Genomic DNA, 23,749 nt, shown 5'->3' with positions numbered 1-23,749 from the left:
AACATGCTCAACGAGTTGGCGAAAAAATGCCAAGGCCTTTTCACCATGCTGTGGCGAGAGGTCATGAAATTCGGCGTCGTCGGCGGTGTGGCGTTCATCATTGATACGTCGATCTTCCTGTGGATGATGAACGGGCCGATGCACGGTTCCGAGGTCAAGGCCAAGATCGTCGCCGGGATCGTCGCCACCATGTTCTCTTGGGTCGCCAACCGTTACTGGACCTTTAGGCATCGCCGCCGGGCTTCAGTGGTGCGCGAACTGGTGTTGTTCATCATCATGAACGGCATCGGCTTGTTCATTGCCGCGGCCTGCGTCTGGGTCACCAAATACTGGATCGGTCTGACCGATTCGACCAGCCTGTTCATCGCCGGGTCGGTCGTCGGCCTGGTGTTGGGCACGATCTTCCGCTTTTTCGCATACCGCTTCTGGGTCTTCACCGAAGAGCTAGACAACGAGCCGGGCTTCAACCAAGACCATGACCTGATCGGTCACCCCGAAACCGCCAGCATGGCTCAGGAAGACGGGATGCCGCGCGAAGGCGGCGACCCCAACCCCACAGCGCACTAGGTTCCGAAGCTGTCAGGCCCGCCCCGCGATGACATCGTCGGGGCGGGGCGGTTGTCTTTAAAGGTGTCGTTCCACGCGTTCATCGTCGAGCATCCGCTGTGTGGGGGAGGCCCCGGGGCCGAGGAGCACCAGCGGTGAATCCCCCCGCCATTGGGCCACGGCAGCCCGCAACGTCGTGCCGAGGTCGGTGACGGGGCCCAGCAGGGCCGTGCCGTGGGCTGCGGGCAGGGAAAAGAGCTGTGCATAGTCCAAGTCCCCGGTACCGTCATCGGCGGTCAACGCCGGGGCGGCAGCCGGTACCGGATCAGCCAAGTAGTAGTCTCCGAAACCGCGAACCTCGGCCACGTAATCCAGGCACCCCGAAGGAACTTCCCCGGGGAAGGACAAGGCCAGGGACTCCAGCCCAACGGCCACGACCTCAGCGGCGGGGAAGACCTCGGTGGCCGTGCTGGGGTTGCCGGTGAGCACCACATCGGGGGAACCCGTCGTGCCGTGGTGGTGGCTGGCCCACTCGTGGAGCGGGCTCTCGGTGCCGGATACCGGAAGGATGAGTTCGGCGCCGGTAGACCAGATGGCGAACGCGATCGCCAAAGATTTCCAGTGAGCCGGCAGATCGAGCAAGATCCTGGTCCCGGGACCGGCGTCGAATTCCTCGACGAGGAGGTTCGCCGATTTCGCGACCCAGTTGTCGAAAACATGGCCGCTCAGTTCCACGCGTTCACCGGGATCGCCGTACCAGGTCAGCAGCGGGGAGGCGGAGTCCCGGTGTCTGGAGAGCAATCGGTTTGTAAAATCTAACGAATCGGTATCGGTGGTCATGGACTCAATCCTCTCAAACCTGTGAAAACCCTGATAATCCGGGGAACTGTCGGACACGCCCATCGGTACACTCATATATCGGGCGTGTTGCGACATGGATCGGAAGGCTTCCATCTATAGAATCACCGCCTCCACTTGACGTCGGTGAGTTACACCATTGTAATTAGTAGGAGAAGCAGCTTTTTCCAGACCACGGACTAAGCCGTGGCCGCTCACGCGACCAGACGTAGGACGGACGGTTACCGTTCGACAGGTCGGGTAGGTGGCCGGTGTAAGAGAGACAGCCAACCAGCGGAAGGGCGCACACCATGGGGAACGCAGAGCGCATTTACGATCCCAGCCAAGCCGAACAGGCGTCAAAGAGGTACGGCTCTCGTGGAGTCCCCGCAGACTGGTTCCTCGATCCCGCAGACGATGCGGCGGCAGAGAACTACCGGGCCGCCGGACTGGACCTCGATGACCAGGCCACGGCATTCTTGGCCGCCCACGAGTCCGATGTTGAGACTCCAGAGGCCCTCCTGGCTCCGGTGCGTGACCTGCCCGTGGAGCGCCCCGCCCAGACGGCTCCCGCCGAAGTGGACCCGCAGCAGCAGTTGTGGCTCGGCATGCCGGGCTACCCCGGCGCAGATGACGAGGGAGAACTCGGCTGGCAGACCGAAGCATTATGCGCCCAGACCGATCCCGAAGCCTTCTTCCCCGAAAAGGGAGGCTCGACGCGTGACGCAAAAAAGGTCTGCGGTGCCTGCAACGTTCGTTCCGAATGCTTGGAGTATGCGCTGTCCAATGACGAACGCTTCGGTATCTGGGGCGGCCTCTCCGAGCGTGAGCGCCGTCGGCTGAGGAAGCGAGCGGTCTGATTCATTCGCAAGTACGCGTCACGGCCGTGGTCGTTGCGCACGACGGGGAGAGCTTCCTTCCGGCAACCCTCGAAGCGCTGACAACCCAAACCCGGCCGGTCGATCACTTCATCGGCGTCGACGCAGGTTCCCAGGACAACTCTGCCCGCATCCTGACCGACTCGCTGCCGGCCGGCAGCCCGCTGGTCAAGGCACGGGCGAGAGGATTCGGCGCCTCGGTGCGCGCGGGCGTGACCGGCGAGGATGCGCTCCCTCGCCGCGCGGGCGACCCGACGACGTCGGGAAACCTTCCGACCGTGGACCCCGAGATCCAGGACTGGATCTGGCTGATCCATGACGACTCGGCCCCCGACAGCGGTGCCCTGGAGGCGCTCCTCGAGGTCGTGGAGACCTCCCCAGCGGTGACCATTGCCGGCTGCAAGCAACTGGACCGCGATCAACCGCGCCGCCTGCTGGACGTCGGGTTGGGCATCAGCCGCTGGGGCGAACGCCTGACCATGATCGATGTGGACGAACTCGACCAGGGGCAATACGACTCCCGCTCCGACCGCTTCGCAGTGAATTCCGCAGGCCTACTGGTCCGCCGGGACGTCTGGGAGGATCTAGGCGGCTTCGACCCAGCCCTGCCCGGACTCGGCGACGACTTGGACTTATGCTGGCGTAACCGGCTGGCCGGCAACCGTGTCGTTGTCGTCCCGACGGCCAAGATGCTCCACGCTCCCGATAAGGTCCGCTCCATCGCTGGCCCGTTGGCCGGCCGCCGGGCCGAGGTCTATTTGCGGCTCAAGCACGCCGCCGCCTGGAAGGTCCCCTTCGTCGCCCTCGGCGCGATCCTTGGTTCCCTCTTCCGGCTACTCATCTCACTGGTGGCGAAGGACCCGGCCTTCGGCTTCGGGCAACTGAGCAGCACCCTGACCGCAGTGTTCTCCCCGGTAGCCCTCCGCGGTTCGCGTCGCGGGGCCCGCCGGACCCGGAAGGTCTCCCGTTCGCTGGTCCGCCCGCTGATGGTCCCACGTCGGGAAGTGTGGGCCCACCGACGCAACCTCCTCCAGGCCGCAGGCACCTCAACGGTCCTCGGCGACGGTTCAGGGGTCACGGCCGAGGCGTCCAATCCCTCCGGCGACAGTTCCGACGACTTCGCGGAATTGGCTGCCCCGAACCGCACCAGCTCTTCGGTCAGCGCCGTGATTGCGGTTCTGGCCACGGCCGTCGTCGCCCTCCTGGGGCTACGGAGCGTCTTCGGTTCCGGGGCACTGGCCGGCGGATCGATGCTTCCGGTGAGCGATCGACTCTCAGGGATCTGGGCCCACGCCACCGGCTGGTGGCAGGACCTGGGAACCGGGATGCCGGGGCATGGTGATCCCTTCGACCTGGTGCTCTGGCTGCTCTCGCTGCTCGGGTTCGGTACCCCCAACACCGCCATCGTGGTGTTGTATCTGGCGGCCATGCCGCTGGCGGCACTCTTCGCCTGGCTGGCCCTCGGATCGGTGACGGCGAGCCGGGCCGCCCGGCTACTCGGCGCCCTCGTCTGGGCGCTAGCCCCGGCACTGCAAGTTGCCCTGGGCTCGGGGCGGGCAGGTGCCATCGCCGTGCACGTCCTCGTCCCGCTGGTCGGCCTCGGAGTGATCCGTGCCGTCGGCGCCGGCCGACCGCGCACCGAACAGCACGCCGTCCCGTCCCCAGCGGATCCGCCGTCGAAGGCGGGTTTGCATGGAGTCCCCTCGTGGACCGCTGCTGCCGGGGCAGCCTTGGCCCTGGCGGCAGTCACTGCCGCCTCCCCGAGTTTGCTGCCGCTGGCTGTCGTGCTGGTGGTGGTGCTCGCGATTCCTTTGGGCCGCCGGGCCCGGACCCTGTGGTGGGTTCCGGTGCCGTCGCTGGTCCTCGCACTGGGAAGTGTTCCGGCTGCCCTGAACAACCCGCGGGTCCTGCTGGCAGATCCAGGGGTCGTCCAGCCGTTCCAGGCGGCGGACCTGTGGCAACAGGCATTGGGCTTCCCCGTGGCATTCGACCCGATGGCGGGAGCCAATGGGTTCGGATGGGCAGCGAACCTGCTCCCTGGCCCGTGGGCGTTCATCGCCGCCCTCATCGTGGGTGTTCCACTGCTCCTGCTGGCCATCGTCGGTTTGCTACGCCGTGGCCGGCGCGGCGCGATCATCCGCACCGCCTGGGTGGCCGGTGTTCTGACCCTGGCCACCGGATACGCCGTGCAGGCACTTCCCTTTGGTGTCACCGCCGGCCGTGAGGTCACTCCCTTCACCGGTCCGTTCGTTTCGGTCTTCATGCTCGGCGTCCTCCTCTCAGCCGCAGGTGGCCTGGACTGGATGCGTAGCGTCAGGATCCACAAGACCTCGAGGCTGCGGGTGATCGCCGGCCCCGCCATGGCGGCAGCCGTGGTGTTGGTCCTGGCCTCGGCCACGGTGGCCACCACGTTGTGGCTGGCCCCCCGTACGGTCGGAACCGCGGATGCGGCGGCGGGCGAATCCGGCGCCACGTCGGATCTGGGCTTGGGGCAAGCCGTACTCCCCGTTGCGGCGCGCACGCTTCCCGCGACGGCAGCAGACCGAGGGAACTCGCCCTTGCAGGAACGCACCCTCGTTTTGGCTCCCGAGGGCAACGACGGGGCCATGAGCGCCACGTTGATGAGCGGTTCGGGGATGAGTCTGGACCAACTCTCAGCAGTCTCCGCCAGCTCGCGGCTGACGGGAACACTCACCGATCCGCAGGCGGCACCGGACGACGATTCAGCAAAAGACCTCCGCAGCACAGTGGCCGGACTGGCCTCGGGCCAAGCCATCGACCCGCGGCCGGAACTGGCCCGTTTCGGAGTCAGTTTCGTGGTGCTGCAGGTCCCCGAAGGTGTTTCCACGTTGGCTGGCCGTCTTGACGGTGTTCCGGGACTGGCCCCCGTTGGCTACACCGAGGCAGGGTGGCTGTGGCGGGTGACCCCCGACACCGAAATCAAGGACGCCGAAACCCCCAACGAATTCACCGCCCGTGTGAGGTTGCTTGATGCCGAGGGCGAGACCACCTCACTCATCGGATCCCATGCGGCCCGCGTGCAGGCCCACGCGCTACCCAACGGCCCGAAGGGGCGCACCGTCGTGTTGGCAGAACGGGCCGACCCCGGTTGGGAAGCCACCTACGACGGCAAGGCTCTCGAGTCCACCACCAACGGGTGGGCCCAGGCGTTCAAACTGCCCAGCGGAGCCGGAGAACTATCGATCGGCTATTCGGCGCCCTGGTCCCTGCCCCTAGGAATTCTGATGGTCCTGGTCTTCGCAGGGACCCTGCTGCTGGTCATCCCGATCCCTGCCTCCCGCCGGTTCGCTGCCCGCCGGGTGGAGGAATTCAGGACGACGGGTAGCGCCGAATCCGTGTGGGATATTGATGATGCCGACGGCGAACACCTGCAGGACGAGGACGACGGCGATGCCCCGTTGGAGGGCACGTCAGTAGCTGAGGAGCACAAGTCATGACCCGGAAGAACCGCTTACCGCGCCGCGGACGCGCCGCAGCGGCCTCACTGGGGGCTGTTTTGCTGGTGGCCACCGGCGGCGGCATTGCCGTGGGTTCGCTCAACGGCCCCCTCTCGGCACCCGAGGTTGGGGCCGTTCCGCGTGTCTCGGTACCCGCGGGGGACTATGTGGGCCAGTGCGCGGCGACGGCTCGGTTGGTCGATGGTGCTGCAGGAGAAGGCACCGACCCGGCTTTCGCTGCCGCCTCGGACTCTGAAAAGACGATGATCCGTTCAACGGTGCTCTCCGATGCCGCCGAGCGCCTCCCCGGTGCCGCGGTGGAGAAACTCGACGGGACGACGGTGCGCACCTTGTCCAAGCGACTCTCGGACGAGAAGGCCAGCGAAGATCAATCCACCGGTGAAGACGGGTTCACCGGCCGGAAAGCCAAGACAGCCTCCGGTGTGAGCGAGCCGTCGGCAGCGAACCTGCGCGTCCAACCGCTGGGCGGCCGGCAGTCCACTGCCGGGGCAGTGCGCAGCTACGTTGCCGGTGACGGCGATTTGGCCGGGCTGGCGGCGGCGAACTGTCAGGTCCCGGCGAACGAACAGTGGCTCACGGGTGCCTCGACCACGGTCGGCAGCACGGCGTTGCTGACCCTGGCCAACCCGTCGGCCTCCCCGTCCACCGTCGATCTGGAACTCTACGGTTCCAAGGGCCCTATCGAGGCGGGCAACGCCCGCGGCATCATCATCGCCCCGGGGGAGTCGACGTCGATCGTCTTGGGCGGCATGGCGTCGGGGGAGAAATCACTCTCCGTCAAGGCCACGTCCACCGGTGCACCGGTCAGCGCCATCATCCAACAAAGCACGCTGCGTGGTCTGACGCCGGGAGGCGTGGACTTCATCGAGCCGGCGGCTACCCCCGATGAACACCAGGTCGTCCCCGGGATCCTCATCCAGGACGCTAAGACCCAGAAGGACATCATCTCGCAGAAGGGGTACGAGGACGCCGCCCCGACCTTGGATCTGACCGTTCCCGGGGCCAGCGATCAAAACGTCAAGGTCCGACTGGTGGGCAAGGACGGTCCGGTGGACCTGCCCCGCGACGGCCAATACACGGCCCCAGCCGGTGCCACCACCAGCGTGCATCTCACCGGAGTCAAGGCAGGGAACTACACGGCCATCGTGGACTCGGAGGAGCCGGTGGCTGCTTCCGTGCGCATGACCCGGGGAACCAAGGCCAAAAAACGGACCGATGCTGCCTGGGCTGGTGCGGCACACCGGCTGGGTGGCGAACATCTCGTCGTCGTCCCCGAGGGGGCCGAATCTCGTTTCCTCTTCCTGGCCCGGGACGGGGCCGGGAGCATCGACCTGCGTCCGGTCACTTCCGACGGCAAGGTCGGCAAGGCGGTCACCGTGGAGGTGGATCAGGGCCACAGCGTGGAACGCAGCATCGATTCCTTGGGACAGGACGTGGTCGCCGTGACCCTCAGCGCCAGTGGGGATCCCGTTTACGGCAGCCTGCTGGCCACCCACGGGAAAACTGATGTCTCGGTTCTTCCGCTTCCGCCGGCCACCCGAGGTGCCACGGATATCAGCGTGGACCTGCGCTACTGAGCCTCGGCAGGGCGAGGCGCTAGAAGCCGCCCTCCCACGGGTGGTAATCGGGATCAATTTCCTCGGGTTCACGCAGCAAAAGCTCGGCCACCTGTTCGACGACGGCCAGATGGACGACTTCGGGGAGCACCATGGGTGAACCAGCCAGTTCCTCCACGGGGCGCCGGTAGATGGTCACCCGGGCGAGGCGGCGCGGGGTGGCCCCCCATGACCTGCCCAGGGGAACCGGACGTCCCGAGGCCTCGGAATAGTCCAACGAGGTGCTGCGCGGCATGAGCTCTGTCGTGAATTCCATCGAGGCGATGGGCTGGCCCCACAACAATTCGAGACGTTCGGCGGATTCGGCGATGAGATCCTCGAAGCGTTCGGCGCGGGTCCGTGAGCCGGGCAGCCCGGGGTGCATGAGGTTTCCGCGCAGACCGCGTCCATGCCGGTTGCGTCGACGGCGGAGGAACGCTCCGGAATTCGTCTCGGTGTCTGCCCGCGCAGCGGGGCGGCTCGCCGTCCCGGGATCTTCAAACCGCACCGTGAAACCTTCTGCCATGACACCGAGCCTACCGAAGATCTTCGACGTGGGCGGGGGAACCGTTTCCCGCCATGCCCGGCTGCTTGGGGCGTAGCCGAGGGCACGGCAGGTAAGCTGTTTTCTCGTGGGATCCCTTCGACTTTGTTCACGCTCCGCCTGTGGCCGCTCGGCCATCGCGACCCTGACGTTTGTGTACGCCGATTCCACCGCCGTTCTCGGGCCACTGGCCACCTACCCCGAACCGCACTGTTACGACTTATGTAGCGAGCACGCCCACCGACTGACCGTGCCGCGTGGCTGGCAGGTCCTGCGCCTGGAACTTCCCGAAGCACCCCGTGTGGCTTCCGATGAACTCTCCGCCTTGGCCGACGCGGTGTCCGAACCCCGCCCACCGGCGACGGATCGCCGGGAGACCCTCGTCGAACCCGAAAGCGGTCCGACGAATTCCATCTCGGCTCGCACCGCACCAACACCCCTGGACCCGCCGGAGGACACGGACAACGGACGAGGGCCTCTACGTATTCTGCGTGAACCACGCTAAAGCCATAAACTGGGCCCATGGCCCACATCACACCCCAGCTCCTTGAGATCCTGCGTTGCCCGGTCACCGGCTCGACGCTCACCCAGGACGGCGACGCGTTGGTCGCCACCGCCCTCGACGAGCACGGCAGCACCCCGCGGTACGCCGTGCACGAAGGAATCCCTGTCATGCTGGGCCCCTCCCCGGCCGAAGGCATCAGCCGGACCCCGGAGGTGAACTAGCCGTGGGCTTTGACTACCGGATCGCCGATATTTCCTTGCACGAGGCCGGCCGCCACCAGATTCGGCTCGCCGAACACGAGATGCCTGGCCTGATGTCCCTGCGGGCCGAATATGCCAGCGCCCAACCCCTGGCCGGGGCACGGATTTCCGGGTCACTGCACATGACCGTCCAGACGGCAGTGCTGATCGAGACGCTCACCGCCTTGGGCGCCCAGGTCCGTTGGGCCTCATGCAACATCTTCTCCACCCAGGACGAGGCAGCAGCAGCCGTCGTCGTGGGGTCCGGGAGTGCCGCACACCCCCAGGGGGTGCCGGTTTTTGCCTGGAAAAACGAATCCCTGGAGGAGTATTGGTGGACCGCCGAGCAGATCCTTTCGTGGCCGGGAGCAGATACCGACCCCGCTCGGGGCCCGAACCTGATTCTGGACGACGGTGGAGATGCCACCATGCTCGTCCATCAGGGGGTCGGCTTCGAGGCCGCAGGATCTGTTCCGGCAGCAACTGGAGCCGATAGCGCGGAATACACGATCGTCTTGGACGTGCTGCGCCGTTCATTGGCGCAAGACCCCGGCAAGTTCACCCGCCTCGCCGCAGGAATCCTGGGAGTCACCGAGGAGACCACCACGGGGGTCCACCGGCTCTATCAACTCGCCGAAACCGGGGAACTGCTGTTCCCCGCCATCAACGTCAACGACTCGGTCACCAAATCCAAATTCGACAATAAATACGGCATCCGCCACTCGTTGCCCGACGGCATCAACCGGGCAACCGACGTGCTCATCGGCGGCAAAGTGGCAGTGGTTTGCGGGTACGGCGACGTGGGCAAGGGGGCGGCGGAGGCGCTACGGGGCCAAGGCGCACGCGTGATGGTCACCGAGATCGACCCGATCTGCGCGCTGCAGGCCGCCATGGATGGCTACCAGGTCGCCCGGCTGGAGTCGGTCATCGGCCAAGGCGATATCTTCATCACCACCACCGGTGGGACGGGGATTATCCGGGCCGAAGACATGGCTGCCATGAAGGACAAAGCCATCGTGGGCAACGTCGGACACTTTGACGATGAAATCGATATGGCAGGGCTCGCCGCGGTGCCGGGCATCACCAAGGTCGAGATCAAACCGCAGGTCCATGAATGGGTCTTTGACGGCGGAACCGATACCGCACGCTCGATCATCGTGCTGTCCGAGGGACGCCTGCTGAACTTGGGCAACGCCACCGGCCACCCCAGCTTCGTCATGTCCAATTCCTTCGCCAACCAGACGATCGGACAGATCGAACTCTTCGGTCGGCAGCGGGGCACCGATGAAGGCGCAGATCCAGCCTACGAACGACAGGTCTATGTGCTGCCAAAAATTCTTGACGAGAAGGTCGCCCGCCTCCACCTCGACGCCCTCGGCATTGAATTGACCGAGTTGAGGACGGAACAAGCCGAATATTTGGGGTTGGATCCCGCAGGGCCCTATAAACCCGAGCACTACCGATACTAGGGAACCGGCAGATCGCCGGTCAGTTGCCGAAAGGCAGCCGGTGGATACGCTCGCGGACCGTGCGTTGGCGTTCTGCCACGGCGCTCAGACGCCGGTAGTCGCGTTCCCTCCGTTCGGCGACCACGGCCGCCAGGAACTGTTCCGGTGGGCAGCCAAACGGTGGCGCGGGGGAAACATACGGCTGAAGGTCCGAGGCCAGTGTGGCGGCGACCTGCTCCCGGGAGGCCGCAGCCATGGAAGGGCCCTGACGGATGAAGCGGGCGATACGTGCCGCCAGGGGATCGGGGATCCGCCCCACATCGGCCAGCTCGGCCCAGGGACGCAGCTGCTGGGGCACGGGAAGCACCAACGGGGCCACACGTTCGCGGCGTTCGCGCATCGAGTAGGTGCCGGCGAGCATGTCTCCCAGACGTTTACCGCGTTCGTTGGCGAAAGAGACCAGCAAGGCCAGCGAACCGAAAAGTGCCAGGACCTCCAGCAGGGCGAGCATCGCCCGGATGAAGGCGTGGCGGAAACGGATGGAACCGCCGTCATCGCGCACGATGCGCAACCCCATGATCAGCCGGCCCAAGGACTTCCCGCGGCTCAGGGTTTCCACCAGCACCGGAACAGCCACCATCCACAGCACGACGACGATGATGACCACCGCGCGGATGGCCGCACTGTCAAAACCGGAAGCGAGTTTCTCGAGCAGGACCAGCGAAGCGACCAGACCGATCAGATAAACCAGATAGTCAATGAAGCATCCCACGGCGCGCAGTACGAAACTGGCGGGACGCAACTGCAGGACGACTGCCTCGCCGGTGATGATCGTGCTCACGGTATCCCTCCGTCGAGGCTGGGTGATCGGACGCCCGACCGGTGCCGGGGTTGACCCGGCGCAACGCGGCCGTCATCCCAATCTAGCCGACACCCCCACGTTAGGCTGGGATCGTGGATCTTGATGCCTTTGTCGCCGTTCATCGGCAGGAGTGGGACCGCCTTGACGTCCTGTCCTCCAGGCGTCGACTGACCGGTGCCGAATCCGACGAATTCCTGGGGCTCTACGAACGCGTGTCGACCCATTTGTCGATGGTCGGATCGATCGAACCCGATGCCGTCGTCTCTGCCGACCTCTCCGCCAGGATCTCGCGGGCACGTACCCGTTTCACGGGGGCCAGGACCCCTGTGCTGGAAGAGATCGCCACGTTCTTCGTCTACACGCTGCCGGCGGCCTTCTACAGGATCCGGGTGCTCACCATCGTGCTGGGGTTGGTGTTCATCGCCATCGCCTTTGCCGCCGGACTCTGGGCTGCCCACACCCCCAGCGTGCTCAAGGCGATGGGCTCCGATGCCGATCTGCAGCAATACGTGCACCATGATTTTGTTGACTACTACTCGGAGAACCCCGCCGCCTCCTTTGCCGGGGCGGTCTGGACGAATAACGCCCTCATCGCCGGAATGTGTGTGGCCTTCGGAATCTCGGGGCTGTATGTGCCCTTCGTGCTCTACCAGAACGCCGTATCGGTGGGGATGGCCGGGGGGCTGATGTCCTCGCTGGGTGAGCTTGACACCTTCTTCCTCTACATCCTGCCGCACGGGTTCATGGAGCTGACGGCGATTTTCATCGCCGGCGCTGCTGGCCTGCGCATCTTCTGGGCGTGGGTGGCTCCCGGGGCCAGAACCAGGATTGGTTCCCTCGCCGTGGAAGGCAGATCGTTGATGACGGTGGCCCTGGGGCTCGTCGTGGTGCTCTTTATTTCCGGGCTGGTCGAAGGATTCGTCACCCCCAGCGGGTTGCCGCATGGGGTCCGCCTGGGCATCGGCCTGATGGTCCTGGCCGGCTACTGGACCTACACGCTGGTCTTGGGTCGGCGGGCCGTCAACGCAGGATTCACCGGGGATCTAGGAACCTACGACGCCGGCGCCACCGCGGCCGTCGCCTAACGACTTTGCATGCCAACAGGGAAGGACACATCGATGGAGAATAAGAACGCCGTGCCAGAAGGACCCGAACCCGGGGACCTGGACAGCGACCGGCCGGCGCCCACCGCGGACGACCCGGAAGTTCCTGAGTTCCTGAAGGGGCCGGATCCGGAGGAGCCCATGGTCGACACCCCACAAAACGCCACCCCGGAAACAGCTGCCATCAGAAGCGAAGGTGCCGATACCGGTTCACCCGCGGTAGCGGAAACCCCCGAGGCGCAGGATCCTGCCGGGCAGGAGAACGGGATGGGGCCCGAGGCCTGGGACTCCGAATTCGCCGCAGCCACGGGCGCTGAAAACGCGGCGGCCTCTGCCACCGACGAGCCGAGAGCAACCGACGACTCCCGCACCCAGGCCTTGCCGGCATGGCAGCAGGAGCCTTCCTCCCAGACCCAGGCGATGCCCCGTTCGGAGCAGGACGCCGCAACGGGAGCGGCTGTCGCCGCGGAACCGTTGGCCGGTCAGGATCCGGATACCGACGGGGAAACGGTACGCGCCGATTCGGTGGCCGCAGCCAAACGTCAGGAACCGATCCCCGCAGGACCTGCCGCCGAAACGGACCGGGAAGCCCGGCGCCGTCAGCACGCCCGTGACGCCGCGCTGACGGCCAAACCGGTGTTCGCGCGGATCGTGCAGACCTTCCTGGCGATTGCCTTCCCCTTCATCGTGGTCATCGGGTCCATTCGTGCGGTAGCCAGTTCCTGGTTCCTCTGGTTGGACTATCACCGTCCAGGGTTCCCCGCGGACGGCTATGGTTTCAGCCAAGCCGACCGGCTGACCTATGGGAACTACGGGGTGGACTACATCAACAACTCGGCTCCCTCCGCCTATCTGGGTAACCTGGTGGACACCAACGGGGACCCGCTGTTCCTGGCCAACGAGGTGTCCCATATGGCCGACGTGAAATCCATCATCGGGATCACGTATGCCGCAGGGATCATCCTGACCCTGCTGGCCATCCTGATCTGCCTGTACCTATGGCGCCGCTACGCGGGAGGCATCCGCCGGGCGTTCTTCGCCGGTTCGGTCATCACCCTGGTCGTGATGATCGCGCTGACGGTACTGGCTGTGCTGAACTTCGGGACGTTCTTCACGGACTTCCACGAGCTGTTCTTCGCCCAAGGCAACTGGACGTTCCACGCCAACGACACCTTGATCCGCCTCTACCCGGAACAGTTCTGGATGGATGCGGGAATCGTGATCGCCGGGCTGGTGCTCATCACCTCCCTGGTGTTCCTGATCACCAACTGGCCCTCACGCAAGCGCCGTGACCGGGCGCGGCAACGCCAGGTGGACCGGGAGATGGGCCTGCTCTAAACCAGGTTCCACGCACGGAAACGGGCCGCTGCCTCGGGGATGATCCCCGAGGCAGCGGCCCGCAGTGTTTGAGCTGGGTATCGCGGAACATCAGCCCCAGCTGGGCATCCACAAACGCAGTCGCCAGGCCTCATAGGGAATCGTCTGTCCGGTCCAGACCGGCCAGAAGAACGCCGAAACCAGCACCACCAAAGCCAAGAAAGCAGTCACACCGATGAGCCCGGTCCGACGTCGGGCCACGGAAGCACCCACCCCACCCAGGGCCAGGGCGAGCACGAAGGTGAGCGACAGGATCATGAATGGTTCGAAAGTGATCGTGTAGAAGAAGAACATGGTGCGTTGCGAATAGAGGAACCACGGGCCGAATCCGGCGAGTATGCCCGCCAAAATGGCCCCCGTCCGCCAATCGCGGCGTCCCGCCCAAAACAACAGCACGACCAGGAGGGAGAGGGTCGCGGCCCACCAGAGCACCGGATTGGGAAGATCGGTGACCACCGAGGCGCAGGAACCCACCGGACAACCCGGATCCCCGGCCTCCGATCCGTGGTAATAAAACAGGACGGGCCGGCCGGCGAACAGCCAGGTCCACGGGCCTGACTCCCAGGCATGGGGGGAACTGAGCCCCTGGTGGAACTCGTAGGCGCTGCGGTGGTACTCCCACAGTGAGCGAAGCGGGGCAGGCAGCCATCCCACCCCTTCACCGGGATGATCCGCAGCCCAGGTGCGGTCGTAGCCGCCCGCCGTGAGAAACCAGCCGGCCCAGGTCGAGATATACGTGGCAACGGTCAACGGGATGATGAGGAAGAACGCGGGGATGCCGTCGCGGATGATCCCTGCCGTCAACCAGCGGCGGATTCCCACCGTCCGTCGTGCCTGCATATCCCAGAGCACCGTTAGCAGGCAGAAGACCGCCACGAAGGAGAGCATCGACCATTTCACGCCCAGGCCGCCGCCGAGCATCAGGGCGAAAACCAACCGCCACGGCCGCCAGGCCATCCACGGGCCGAACTCCAGGAAGGATCGTGGGGGAACACCGGTTTGCGGGTCTACCGCTGCTGAGACTTTTCTGGCGAGGATCCTGCGTCCGTGGGAGCGGTCCACCAGAAGGGCGTAGAAGGCGGCGACGATGAAGAACATTTGAAAAATGTCCAATAAGGAGGTCCGTGACAGGACCAACTGGTGGCCGTCGACGGCACTCAGGCCGCCGGCCACTGCACCGAGGGTGATCGAGTTGAATAAACGCTGGGCGATGAGAGTGACCAACAGGACGGCCAGCGTTCCCACGATGGCCGCGGAGAAACGCCATCCCATCCCGCTGTCGGTACCGAACAGGAGCATCCCCACGGCAATCATCCATTTGCCCAAGGGCGGATGGACCACGTATTCGGGGCTGTCCAAGGGGGCAGGTGTGCCGTCGAGGAACGCGGGATTGGGGTCGTCCGGCCACTCCATCTCATGCCCGTGGGAGAGCAGCGTGAAGGCGTCCTTGACGTAATACGTCTCGTCGAAAGTCAGGGCGTGGGGCTGATCCAGGTTCACCAAACGCATGAGAGCAGCAATGAGGGTGATGACCAGCGGGACCATCCAGCTCAGCCGGGTCACCGGGGCGACGACGCCCTGCAATCTCTCCGTCAGGGCCCGGTAGGTGAACGCCGACCGCGGGGTCTGGACCCAGACGGGGCGGGACGATTTCAGGGCGCTCACGGGACAACTCTACCGGCGCTGCCGACGGTAGGCTGGCGGGGTGAATAATGATCCTGCAGACCCCGTGTCCGACACCCCGGAACCCGCGCCCTCAGCCCAGCCCCGGGTAGAGGGGGCGAACGGGCAGATCGTGCTGGCTGCCACCCCGATCGGGAACCTGGGGGATGCCTCTCCGCGGTTGATCGAGTTGATGACCGGCGCCGATGTCATTGCCGCGGAGGACACCCGGAGGTTCCACCATCTGGCCCAGGCCCTGGGACTGCGGATCCCCGGCCGGGTGATCAGCTACCACGAGCATAACGAAGGCGTGAAGACCGCAGAATTGCTGGACCTGGCCCGCCAGGGGCTGACCGTGTTGATGGTCTCCGACGCCGGTATGCCTGCCGTCTCCGATCCCGGGTTCCGGCTGGTCGAGGCGGCCGGCGCCGAGGGCCTGCTGGTGACCGCAGTGCCGGGACCCTCCGCCGTGTTGACCGCGTTGGCCCTCTCCGGGCTGCCGACCGATCGCTTCACCTTCGAAGGCTTCCTTCCCCGTAAGCCGGGGGAACGGGCTGGACGGCTGGCCGAACTTCAGAAGGAACGCCGCACGATGGTCTTCTTCGAAGCCCCCCACCGGCTGGCCCCCATGCTGCGGGCCCTGGCCGACGCCTTCGGTCAGGACCGGCGGGCAGCGGTTGCCCGGGAACTGACCAAAATGTATGAGGAGGTGAAACGCGGTTCCCTGCTGGAACTTCTCGAATGGGCCGAAGGACAGGTGCGGGGGGAAATCGCCGTCGTCGTTTCCGGGGCGGCCGAAGACGCGCCCTCCCGTGCCGTGGACCATGTTTCCTCCGTGCAGGAGCTCGAACGGGGTGGGCTGCGGCTCAAGGACGCGGTCGCCGCCATTGCCGAGCGGGAGCGGATCTCCAAACGCGAACTCTACGCGGCGGTCCTTGAAGCCCGCCGCTAGCCCCGGGCGGATGCACAACCACATGGGGTGGTGATGATGCATCCCTGCATTTACAGCCGGGAGGACCTCTGGCTAACGTGAGGCCTGATAGAACCCCATCCACCCTGACAGCGGGAGAGACCACCGATGACCATCACCCCCGAGCGCGAAGCCGAACTGCTCGCCTCCGTTCCCACCGGCCTGCTGATCAATGGGGAATGGCGCGATGCCTCCGACGGTGGAACCTTCGACGTCCAGGACCCGGCCACCGGAAAGGTCCTGGCCACCCTGGCTTCGGCGACCAGCGAGGATGCCATGGCAGCGCTCGACGCCGCCGACGCGGCGCAGGACTCCTGGGCCCGCACACCGGCCCGCGACCGCGCCGAAATCCTGCGTCGGGCCTTCGATCTGGTGCAGGAACGTGCCGAGGATTTCGCCCTGTTGATGACCCTGGAAATGGGCAAGCCGCTGGCTGAATCCCGGGGCGAGGTCACCTACGGTTCCGAGTTCCTGCGCTGGTTCTCCGAGGAAGCAGTGCGCGACTACGGCCGCTATGTGACGACCCCCGAGGGCAAGAACAAGATCCTCGTGCAGCGCAAACCGGTGGGCCCCTGCCTGCTGATCACCCCCTGGAACTTCCCGCTGGCGATGGCCACCCGCAAAGTTGGCCCGGCGGTCGCCGCCGGATGCACGATGGTGCTCAAGCCCGCGAAACTCACACCGCTGACCAGCCAGCTTTTCGCCGCCACGATGCTGGAGGCCGGGCTGCCGGCAGGAGTGTTGAACGTGACCAGCTCGAAATCGGCGTCGGGCATCTCCGGACCTCTCATGCAGGACCCGCGGCTGCGCAAGGTCTCCTTCACCGGTTCGACGCCGGTGGGCAAGCAGTTGCTCAAGGACGCCGCCGACAACGTGCTGCGCACCTCCATGGAACTGGGTGGCAACGCCCCGTTCATCGTGTTCGCCGACGCCGACCTGGACCGTGCCGTCGAAGGGGCCATGGCCGCGAAGATGCGCAATATGGGTGAGGCCTGCACCGCTGCCAACCGTTTCTTGGTCCAGGTGCCGGTGGCCGAAGAGTTCACCCGCAAATTCGCCGATGCCATGGGGGCGCTCACCCTGGGACGAGGCACCGAGGACTCCACGAAGGTTGGCCCACTGATCGACGGTGGCGCCCGTGACGATGTGCATTCGCTGGTCACCGCAGCGCTCGACGCCGGCGCCGAGGCGCTGACCGGTGGACGAGCCCGCGAGGGTGCCGGCTACTTCTACGAGCCGACCGTGCTGGCCAACGTTCCCCACGATGCGGCGATCCTGGGCAGCGAGATCTTCGGCCCCGTGGCCCCGGTGACCACCTTCGAAACCGAAGAGGAAGCCATCAAGCTGGCCAACTCCACCGAATACGGGTTGGCCTCCTACGTCTACTCCCAAGACGTCAATCGCATGTTTCGTGTCTCCGAGCAGATCGAGTTCGGACTGGTGGGCTTCAACGCCGGCGTGATCTCCAACGCCGCGGCCCCCTTCGGCGGGGTCAAGCAGTCGGGCATGGGCCGTGAAGGTGGCTCCGAAGGTCTCAACGAGTACACGAGCGCCCAGTACATCGGCATCGCCGACCCGTACGCCGTCTAACGTCTGAGCAACGAGGCGGGCCAGGCCCGGGCCAGGAATTGACGTCCGGGGCTGGCCGCGTCGGAGAAGCCTTGCTCGATATCGATCAGGGCTGCATCCAACGCCTCGTCCAGGGCCAGCTCCCGGCTGGCCCGGGGACGGTGGATGCCGCTGGCCGGGCCGCGCGGGACCAACTGGCGGCGCGGTTGTGCATCGAGGGAAAAACTCGCCCGCTCGAAGGCTTCCCGAAGCCGTTGCACCTCGGGTGCGGCATCGGGCAGATGATCCTGCAGCCGGCTCGCGTAGGCGGCGTCGGTCTCCTGGGGGTCTTGGGCCAGCCCATAGTCCCGCCCCAAGGCCAGGAGTTCTTCCCACGCGCTGGCCACGGCATCGCGCCAATCGGTGGCCCGGTGGATGCTGCGGATCCGGAGGGAGCGTTGCCACCGCCGGATCCCCAACGGGCCGAAGAGCCCCAGCAACACCACCAGCGCCAGCAGGGCCGGCATCACCGCCGAGATCCCGTCGTCGTTCCCGGAGCCCTGGGCTCCTGCAGCGGGCGGGCTGGACGGTTCGGCGCTTGGATTCGCGTCGGGGATGGTTCTGGCGCGGGTCGGATCGGTATCCGGTGCCTGTGAGGGGGCGGGCCCGCCGGCCGGGCTATCGCTGGCATAGGACGGGGTGGTCCCGCGGCCGGGGGTGGGCTCGAAGGGGACCCACCCGAGGTCGGGGAAGAAGAGTTCGGGCCAGGCATGGGCGCTGCTGGGGCTCAAATCGTAGCCGGACCACTGTTTTCCGTCCGAGCCCAGCGCCTGCGCCCCATTGCTCCGGCCCGGCGCGTAGCCCACAACAATCCGGCTGGGAACGCCCAAGGTGCGGGCCATCAGGGCCATGGCCGCGGAATAGTGGGTGCAGTAGCCGCTCTTCTGCTCCAGGAACGCCGCCACCACGCCGACCCCGTTGCCGTCGTACCCCTGTTCCAGCGGTGTCTGTTCCGAATAGGTGTAGTCGACGCTGCGCAGCTCTTCCTGCAGCGCGACGGCCTCCTCGTAGGCGGTGGTGGCGTGGGCCTTCCGGGTGATCTGGCGGGCCGTATCAGGAATGATCTTCGGCAGATTCCGGGGAAGATCCGTAGAGGTTTTGGGCAGCCGGTCGGTAGCAGACCCCGGGTCCCGGGCCAGGCGGGCGGAGCTGGCCTCCAAGGCGGCGGCATCGATCACCGGTACCTGCGAGGTGACCGTGTAGTCCAGCTTCCTGCTGCTGGCCTCGGCCTGGGAGAACATGGTGTCGGTCCCACCGTTATACCCCCATTCCTGGGCCAGCCCCGTCACCGAGGCCGCCTCGCGGGGCATCGGCAGCCACGGGCTCTGGTAGTTCCCCGTCACCACCCGGGTATGGACGGTCCGGGTGCGCGGCGCGCTCTGCGCCGGGAAGCCGTCGGGCGAGGGGGCCAGGTTTTCGGCGCTATGGTCCCGCCCGACCTCAAGATCCGAAGGCTCCCACCGTTTGGCCCCCAGATCGGAGATGACCGCGGTGCGCAGGTAGAGCGGTTCGGAGGAGTCCGTGTAATAGGTCAATGTGGTCACGCCCAGGCGGTCACGCAGATTCACACCCAGATTCAACACCGGGTTCACCCCACTGGGTTTACCGAACAGGTAGAGCCGCTGGCCCTGCGGCATGAGTCCCTGGGAGAAACCGGGCAGGGCGAGGGGCACCACGAGCATCAGGGTGAGCGCAGCCGCGGCGATGAGAACGCCCTGACGCAGCACACCGGTGCGCAGCGCAGCCCCGGGGGACGTGGCACGACGCTCCAGCCGGGCTCCGGCGAGCACCACCAGGTAGCCGATGGCTGTCACCCCCACATGCAGCAGGCCGGCCCCATCGGTTTTGACGAGGGAGGAGATGACGAGGAAAACCGAGAGCGGCAGCGCGCTCAGTGCCGGGACCCGCAGGCCGACGACCAGCAGGTACACCATCAGGGCCGTCAGCCCGGCGGCCAGGCAGATGAAAAAGATGATGGGGTCCTCGGACAACACGGGCTGGGCCTGGACGAGGACGGCATCCCTGGCCTGCGGGTAGAAGTCCAGGGCCCGGCGCACGCTTTCGGCGGTGGGGATCACCCCGAGCACAGCAGTGGAGGGGAAGAACTGCAGGGTGAGCATGACGATCAGCCCGGCCACCGAGGCGGTGAAGCTCAGCCCGGCAGAAAGACCCCGAATCCGCACCAGGGTTCCCGCGGCGAGGGTTCCGGCGACGGTGACGGTGGCCTGATCGAACCACAGCCGGCCGTCGATGACCCCCCAGAGTCCACTGACCGGGGCCACGACGGCCACCAGCAGCGCGGTGAAGAGCAGCCACTGGGTTCCGCGGTTCCGCCGCGCTGGTTTCCGTCCGGCCGGTGTCCGGCGGGTAACGGCCGGGGCGCTCATGCCTGCCCCCGGGCGCCGGTGCGCCGCTCCTGGGCAGACAGTTCCAGCCAGGCCTGCGCCAACTCGGTCTTCGCATCCACGGGTACTGCCGTCCAGCCAGCGGCACGGAAGACCCGTGTGCCGGCCGCCGTGGCGGTGGGGCGACTGGCCACCAGGAACACCATGACCTTCCGGTGGGTTCCCATGCGGTCTACCCAGGACTGTGCCTGGTCCCCGGTGGGGGCACCGGTGAACAGCAGGAGGGGACCCTGCCCACCGCGGGGGAAGAAGCCCAGGGGATCGGCGGCTGATTCCTGGCGGCGGGGTGCCGGCTTCAAACCCACCGAGGCCAAGGACAGTTGAAGATCCTCGGCAGCGTGCGGGCCGCTGAACAGTCCGGGGCCGGGACCTGAAGACCCCGGTGCAGCGCCGGTCAATGGGCTGCCGGTCTCGTCCAGGATCTCCAGGTCGTAGCCCTGTTCAGCCAGGTGGGCTCCCACGGAAATCACCGCCTGGATGTTCCAGTCGAAGCACGGGGTGGTGGTTCCGGGGGCCTGGAGGAAGTTCGGGATCGGGGTCGGGGCATCGGAACCGACATAACTGCCCTGATAGGGCTGTGGTCGCGCGTCCACCACGAGCGTGGCTCGGGGGGTGCGTTGGAACTGTTCTTGCCGGACCATCAACGTGTTGTGCCGGGCCGTCGCCGGCCAATGCACCCGCCGCAACGAATCCCCCTCCCGGTATTCGCGGGTCATCACGTCGTCGTTCTCGGGGGTGGCCTGATGGTGTGAGGTGGCCGTTCCGCGGGTGCCGGTGCTGCCCACGACTCCGGTGATGGGCAGGGGGAGGACCGCAGGCACCACGGTCAGCGGTGTCGGGCGGTCCACGGCGATGGGACGCATGGCCAGCCCGAAGGGGTCCGAAAGCTGCACCCGGAGCGGGCCGATCGCGTAGACACCACGATGGGTGGGCCGCAGCCGATATCGGTACGCGGTCCTCTTCCCTGCCGTGGCATCGCCCGGACCGGGGTCATCGGAGGAGAACGACGGCGTTTTGCCGAAGTCCTTCGGGAGTTCATCGTTCAGGACCGTCCCCGCAGGCAAAGGGGAGGCATGGCCCAGCGATAACGTCACCGTGGTGGAACCGCCGGTGGTGACCGGGTCGGGGCCAAAGCTGCGGCGGACCTTCACCCGCGTTTTCCCCCAGGCGAGGGCAGCTGCCGAGAGGAGGGGGGCGGCCAACAGGAAGATCGAGATATTGACCAGCTCGCGCCGGCCGAGAAACCAGGCCAGAAGCAGGACGACGGCTCCAGCGACGACGAGGGCCCCACCGCGGGGCGTCAGGAACCACAGCCGCAGGCGGACCCGCAGTGGTTCACGGCCGGTGCGTCCGGGCCCGATTGCGCTGTCCACCCTCTGCCGTCCAGGTCAGCTACGCGCCGAGGTCCGGACCGGGACCTGGGCCAGCAGCGATTCAACGAGGTCCTGCACGGTGGTCCCGGCGATCTCCGCCTTGCGATGGAGCACGAGCCGGTGACCGAGCACCGAGGGGCAATTGGCGATCACGTCGTCGGGCAGCACGAAATCTCGACCGTTCAGGGCCGCCTCCGCCTTGGAAGCACGCAGCAGCTGGAGCAAGGCCCGCGGGCTGGCCCCGAGACGGATCTCCGGGTGGGCGCGGGTTGCCTGGCCCAAGGCCACAATATATTCCTGCACGGCATCCGCCACATGGACGGCTTTGACGATGTCGATCAGCGAGAGCAAGGTGGCCTGGTCCACGACGGGGCTGACCCGTAGCAGGGGCGAATCGGACTGGTGGTTGCGCAACATGGACAGTTCGGCCTCCGTATCCGGGTACCCCATGGACACCCGGGCCATGAACCGGTCGCGTTGGGCCTCGGGGAGCGGGAAGGTGCCTTCGAGCTCGATCGGGTTCTGCGTCGCGACGACCATGAAGGGGGCGCTCAGCTGATAGGTCGACCCATCGACGGTGACCTGGTGCTCCTCCATGCACTCCAGCAGCGCGGACTGTGTTTTCGCCGATGCCCTGTTGATTTCGTCCCCGATGACCAGGTTCGCGAAGACCGGACCCCTGCGGAATTCGAAGCCGTGGGAGTCCTGGTTGTAGATGGAGACACCGGTGACGTCCGAAGGGAGCAGATCGGGGGTGAATTGGATGCGGTTCACACTGGCGGCCACGGAGCGGGCCAGGGTTTTGGCGAGCAGGGTCTTGCCCACACCGGGAACATCCTCGAGCAGCAGATGCCCTTGGGCCAGCAGGACCCGCAACGCCGTGCGGGCTACCTCCGGTTTCCCGTCGATCACCGTACCGATGGCCTCCAGAATCCGGGTCGTGACGACGCCGAACTCTTCAGCGGAGGGCAACGGGAGTTCCGTGGTTGTCGACACTGCGTCTACTCCCTGGTGTTTTGGGTGGTGATGAGGTCCGTGCCCCTTCAGCCTACCCACCCACGGGGTGATGTGGGTCACGGGCGGTGGAATCGGGTTCCGCCGGCCGTACTGGGCGATCCACTGCGGCGGTAGCCTAGATATGCGGTCCACCCGCCGGAATTTTCCGTCCCCGTTCCAGGAGTCCCTGCATGTGCCCTTCCCCCCGACCGGATGCCTCTTCCCGCCTCGAGACAGCTGCGCCTCTCGCCCAGCCCGGAGACACTCCGCTGGCCTACCGGGCCACCGGCGAGGACCCGGCGGCTGGCGCCGGATCGGCAGGCGGCCCCCGCCGTGATGCGAAGGCTGCCAATGGCAGCAAGCGCGATACCTCCTACCCGCCGGCTCCCGAACCGTTGGCCGTTCCCGTGATGGATAACCACACGCACCTGGATTTCGGTGACGGCGGGGTGACGGTCACGGTGGCGCAGGCGCTCGATACCGCCAACGCGGCCGGGGTCTCGGGGATCATCCAGGTCGGTTGCGATGTCGAGTCCTCCCGTTTCGCTGTCCAAGCAGCCCATGCAGACCCCCGCGTGCTGGCCGCCGTGGCCATCCACCCCAATGATGCCTCCCGGCTGGCCGAGCGGGGGGAACTGGAGAGCGCGCTCGCCGAGATTGACCGGCTGGCCGGTGACCCGCGGGTGCGCGCCGTGGGGGAGACCGGGTTGGATTATTTCCGGACCGGGGATGAGGGTCGGCCGGCCCAGCAGGAGTCCTTCAGGGCCCACCTGGAGATGGCCGTCCGTCACGGCCAGGCAGTACAGATCCATGACCGTGAGGCGCATGCGGATATCGTCCGGATCCTGGGGCAGGTCCCGACCCCCGATACCGTCGTCTTCCACTGTTTCTCCGGTGATGCCGAACTGGCGAGGATCTGCAACGCCCACGGCTGGTACATGTCCTTCTCCGGAACCGTGACGTTCAAGAACTCCGGTGACCTGCGCGAGGCGCTGGCCATCGCCGACCCCTCGCTGGTTCTGGTGGAAACCGACGCCCCGTTCTTGACTCCGCACCCCTACCGTGGTCGCCCCAATGCCAGCTACCTGATCCCCTATACCGTGCGTTCCATGGCCGATGCCCTGCAGGCCGACGTTGATGGGCTCAGCGAGCGGATCGCGCAGAACACGACGGCGGCCTACGGCAACTGGTAGTCGTTCCCCGACGACGCCGGCATAAGTCACGAGCCGGTCACCGTCGGAAGGCGATGATCACGAAGTGGGAGCGGAAAAAACCGCGGAAAACCGCAGAATCTAGCCGTTCAACGGTGTCGAGCTTGTCAC

Annotated in this window: 19 protein-coding genes; 12 read left to right on the top strand and 7 right to left on the bottom strand. The window is 66.2% G+C overall.

Going from position 1 to position 23,749, the window contains the following annotated elements; genetic code table 11:
* The first annotated feature begins 3 nt into the window (after nt 1-3).
* The gene (locus tag CIK75_RS04780; protein WP_096223322.1) at nt 4-567 is read left to right on the top strand and encodes a GtrA family protein; all 564 of its coding nucleotides are present in this window, start codon (nt 4-6) and stop codon (nt 565-567) included.
* Between the two features lie 57 nt (nt 568-624).
* Here the strand turns inward: CIK75_RS04780 and CIK75_RS04775 are convergent, their stop codons facing one another.
* On the bottom strand, nt 625-1,386 hold the full coding sequence (locus CIK75_RS04775) for a TIGR03089 family protein (RefSeq protein ID WP_096223321.1): 762 nt from the start codon (nt 1,384-1,386) through the stop codon (nt 625-627).
* Nucleotides 1,387-1,694: 308 nt separating this feature from the next.
* Between CIK75_RS04775 and CIK75_RS16480 the strand changes: the two genes are divergently transcribed.
* The 3 genes from CIK75_RS16480 to CIK75_RS04760 are packed head-to-tail and all read left to right on the top strand — an operon-like array spanning nt 1,695 to nt 7,317.
* Nucleotides 1,695-2,243 (top strand): WhiB family transcriptional regulator, encoded by a 549-nt coding sequence (locus tag CIK75_RS16480; RefSeq protein ID WP_096223320.1) that lies wholly within the window; start codon nt 1,695-1,697, stop codon nt 2,241-2,243.
* A gap of 26 nt (nt 2,244-2,269) precedes the next feature.
* Nucleotides 2,270-5,719 carry a glycosyltransferase family 2 protein gene (locus CIK75_RS04765; RefSeq protein WP_158225897.1) on the top strand — a complete coding sequence of 1,150 codons (3,450 nt, stop codon included), beginning with the start codon at nt 2,270-2,272 and terminating at the stop codon, nt 5,717-5,719.
* Entirely contained in the window at nt 5,716-7,317 is a 1,602-nt protein-coding gene (locus CIK75_RS04760) for a DUF5719 family protein (RefSeq protein ID WP_096223318.1), read from the top strand. The genes CIK75_RS04765 and CIK75_RS04760 overlap by 4 nt, the downstream gene beginning before the upstream one ends.
* 19 nt (nt 7,318-7,336) lie before the next feature.
* Here CIK75_RS04760 and CIK75_RS04755 read toward each other — a convergent pair whose 3' ends face one another.
* The gene (locus CIK75_RS04755) at nt 7,337-7,861 is read right to left on the bottom strand and encodes a metallopeptidase family protein (RefSeq protein ID WP_087000489.1); all 525 of its coding nucleotides are present in this window, start codon (nt 7,859-7,861) and stop codon (nt 7,337-7,339) included.
* Nucleotides 7,862-7,967: 106 nt separating this feature from the next.
* Here CIK75_RS04755 and CIK75_RS04750 point away from each other — a divergent pair, with 106 nt between their 5' ends.
* From CIK75_RS04750 to ahcY, 3 genes are read left to right on the top strand one after another with little or no spacing between them, the layout of a single operon-like run.
* Nucleotides 7,968-8,384 carry a DUF3499 domain-containing protein gene (locus CIK75_RS04750; RefSeq protein ID WP_087000491.1) on the top strand — a complete coding sequence of 139 codons (417 nt, stop codon included), beginning with the start codon at nt 7,968-7,970 and terminating at the stop codon, nt 8,382-8,384.
* Nucleotides 8,385-8,401: 17 nt separating this feature from the next.
* Nucleotides 8,402-8,605 carry a hypothetical protein gene (locus tag CIK75_RS04745; RefSeq protein WP_096223317.1) on the top strand — a complete coding sequence of 68 codons (204 nt, stop codon included), beginning with the start codon at nt 8,402-8,404 and terminating at the stop codon, nt 8,603-8,605.
* Between the two features lie 2 nt (nt 8,606-8,607).
* Complete coding sequence (ahcY, locus tag CIK75_RS04740; protein ID WP_096223316.1) at nt 8,608-10,092, top strand: adenosylhomocysteinase; 1,485 nt, start codon at nt 8,608-8,610, stop codon at nt 10,090-10,092.
* Between the two features lie 19 nt (nt 10,093-10,111).
* On the opposite strand, the gene CIK75_RS04735 is transcribed toward ahcY, so the two are convergent.
* Entirely contained in the window at nt 10,112-10,912 is an 801-nt protein-coding gene (locus tag CIK75_RS04735; RefSeq protein ID WP_096223315.1) for an RDD family protein, read from the bottom strand.
* Between the two features lie 113 nt (nt 10,913-11,025).
* Between CIK75_RS04735 and CIK75_RS04730 the strand changes: the two genes are divergently transcribed.
* Complete coding sequence (locus CIK75_RS04730) at nt 11,026-12,018, top strand: stage II sporulation protein M (protein WP_096223314.1); 993 nt, start codon at nt 11,026-11,028, stop codon at nt 12,016-12,018.
* 33 nt (nt 12,019-12,051) lie between these two features.
* Nucleotides 12,052-13,374, top strand: coding sequence for a TIGR01906 family membrane protein (locus CIK75_RS04725; RefSeq protein WP_158225896.1), 1,323 nt, complete (start codon nt 12,052-12,054; stop codon nt 13,372-13,374).
* 90 nt (nt 13,375-13,464) lie between these two features.
* Here CIK75_RS04725 and CIK75_RS04720 read toward each other — a convergent pair whose 3' ends face one another.
* On the bottom strand, nt 13,465-15,078 hold the full coding sequence (locus CIK75_RS04720) for a phospholipid carrier-dependent glycosyltransferase (RefSeq protein ID WP_241895297.1): 1,614 nt from the start codon (nt 15,076-15,078) through the stop codon (nt 13,465-13,467).
* Nucleotides 15,079-15,142: 64 nt separating this feature from the next.
* On the opposite strand from CIK75_RS04720, the gene rsmI reads away from it, so the two are divergent.
* On the top strand, nt 15,143-16,027 hold the full coding sequence (rsmI, locus tag CIK75_RS04715; protein WP_241895337.1) for a 16S rRNA (cytidine(1402)-2'-O)-methyltransferase: 885 nt from the start codon (nt 15,143-15,145) through the stop codon (nt 16,025-16,027).
* A 126-nt stretch (nt 16,028-16,153) separates the two neighbouring features.
* Nucleotides 16,154-17,635: an NAD-dependent succinate-semialdehyde dehydrogenase gene (locus CIK75_RS04710; RefSeq protein ID WP_096223312.1), complete on the top strand. Its 1,482-nt coding sequence runs from the start codon at nt 16,154-16,156 to the stop codon at nt 17,633-17,635.
* Here the strand turns inward: CIK75_RS04710 and CIK75_RS04705 are convergent.
* The 3 genes from CIK75_RS04705 to CIK75_RS04695 are packed head-to-tail and all read right to left on the bottom strand — an operon-like array spanning nt 17,632 to nt 22,427.
* The gene (locus tag CIK75_RS04705) at nt 17,632-20,040 is read right to left on the bottom strand and encodes a DUF3488 and transglutaminase-like domain-containing protein (protein WP_096223311.1); all 2,409 of its coding nucleotides are present in this window, start codon (nt 20,038-20,040) and stop codon (nt 17,632-17,634) included. The genes CIK75_RS04710 and CIK75_RS04705 overlap by 4 nt on opposite strands.
* Nucleotides 20,037-21,431, bottom strand: coding sequence for a DUF58 domain-containing protein (locus CIK75_RS04700; protein ID WP_096223310.1), 1,395 nt, complete (start codon nt 21,429-21,431; stop codon nt 20,037-20,039). Before CIK75_RS04700 ends, CIK75_RS04705 begins: the two co-directional genes overlap by 4 nt.
* A 15-nt stretch (nt 21,432-21,446) precedes the next feature.
* On the bottom strand, nt 21,447-22,427 hold the full coding sequence (locus CIK75_RS04695) for a MoxR family ATPase (RefSeq protein WP_096223309.1): 981 nt from the start codon (nt 22,425-22,427) through the stop codon (nt 21,447-21,449).
* A 191-nt stretch (nt 22,428-22,618) separates the two neighbouring features.
* Between CIK75_RS04695 and CIK75_RS04690 the strand changes: the two genes are divergently transcribed.
* Entirely contained in the window at nt 22,619-23,620 is a 1,002-nt protein-coding gene (locus CIK75_RS04690; protein ID WP_096223308.1) for a TatD family hydrolase, read from the top strand.
* Nucleotides 23,621-23,749 lie beyond the last annotated feature (129 nt).

Origin of the sequence: Glutamicibacter sp. BW78 (genome assembly GCF_002332245.1) — a bacterium.
In the GTDB taxonomy this organism is placed as follows: domain Bacteria; phylum Actinomycetota; class Actinomycetes; order Actinomycetales; family Micrococcaceae; genus Arthrobacter_H; species Arthrobacter_H rhombi_A.
The sequence above is the reverse complement of the archived record's forward strand: the minus strand, read 5'-3'. Positions and strand labels throughout refer to the sequence as shown.

Coding starts and splice junctions, on each gene's coding strand:
- CIK75_RS04780 (WP_096223322.1), top strand. CDS start 4: ATGCTCAACGAGTTGGCGAAAAAATGCCAAGGCCTTTTCACCATGCTG.
- CIK75_RS04775 (WP_096223321.1), bottom strand. CDS start 1,386: ATGACCACCGATACCGATTCGTTAGATTTTACAAACCGATTGCTCTCC.
- CIK75_RS16480 (WP_096223320.1), top strand. CDS start 1,695: ATGGGGAACGCAGAGCGCATTTACGATCCCAGCCAAGCCGAACAGGCG.
- CIK75_RS04760 (WP_096223318.1), top strand. CDS start 5,716: ATGACCCGGAAGAACCGCTTACCGCGCCGCGGACGCGCCGCAGCGGCC.
- CIK75_RS04755 (WP_087000489.1), bottom strand. CDS start 7,861: ATGGCAGAAGGTTTCACGGTGCGGTTTGAAGATCCCGGGACGGCGAGC.
- CIK75_RS04745 (WP_096223317.1), top strand. CDS start 8,402: ATGGCCCACATCACACCCCAGCTCCTTGAGATCCTGCGTTGCCCGGTC.
- CIK75_RS04725 (WP_158225896.1), top strand. CDS start 12,052: ATGGAGAATAAGAACGCCGTGCCAGAAGGACCCGAACCCGGGGACCTG.
- CIK75_RS04710 (WP_096223312.1), top strand. CDS start 16,154: ATGACCATCACCCCCGAGCGCGAAGCCGAACTGCTCGCCTCCGTTCCC.
- CIK75_RS04705 (WP_096223311.1), bottom strand. CDS start 20,040: ATGAGCGCCCCGGCCGTTACCCGCCGGACACCGGCCGGACGGAAACCA.
- CIK75_RS04690 (WP_096223308.1), top strand. CDS start 22,619: ATGTGCCCTTCCCCCCGACCGGATGCCTCTTCCCGCCTCGAGACAGCT.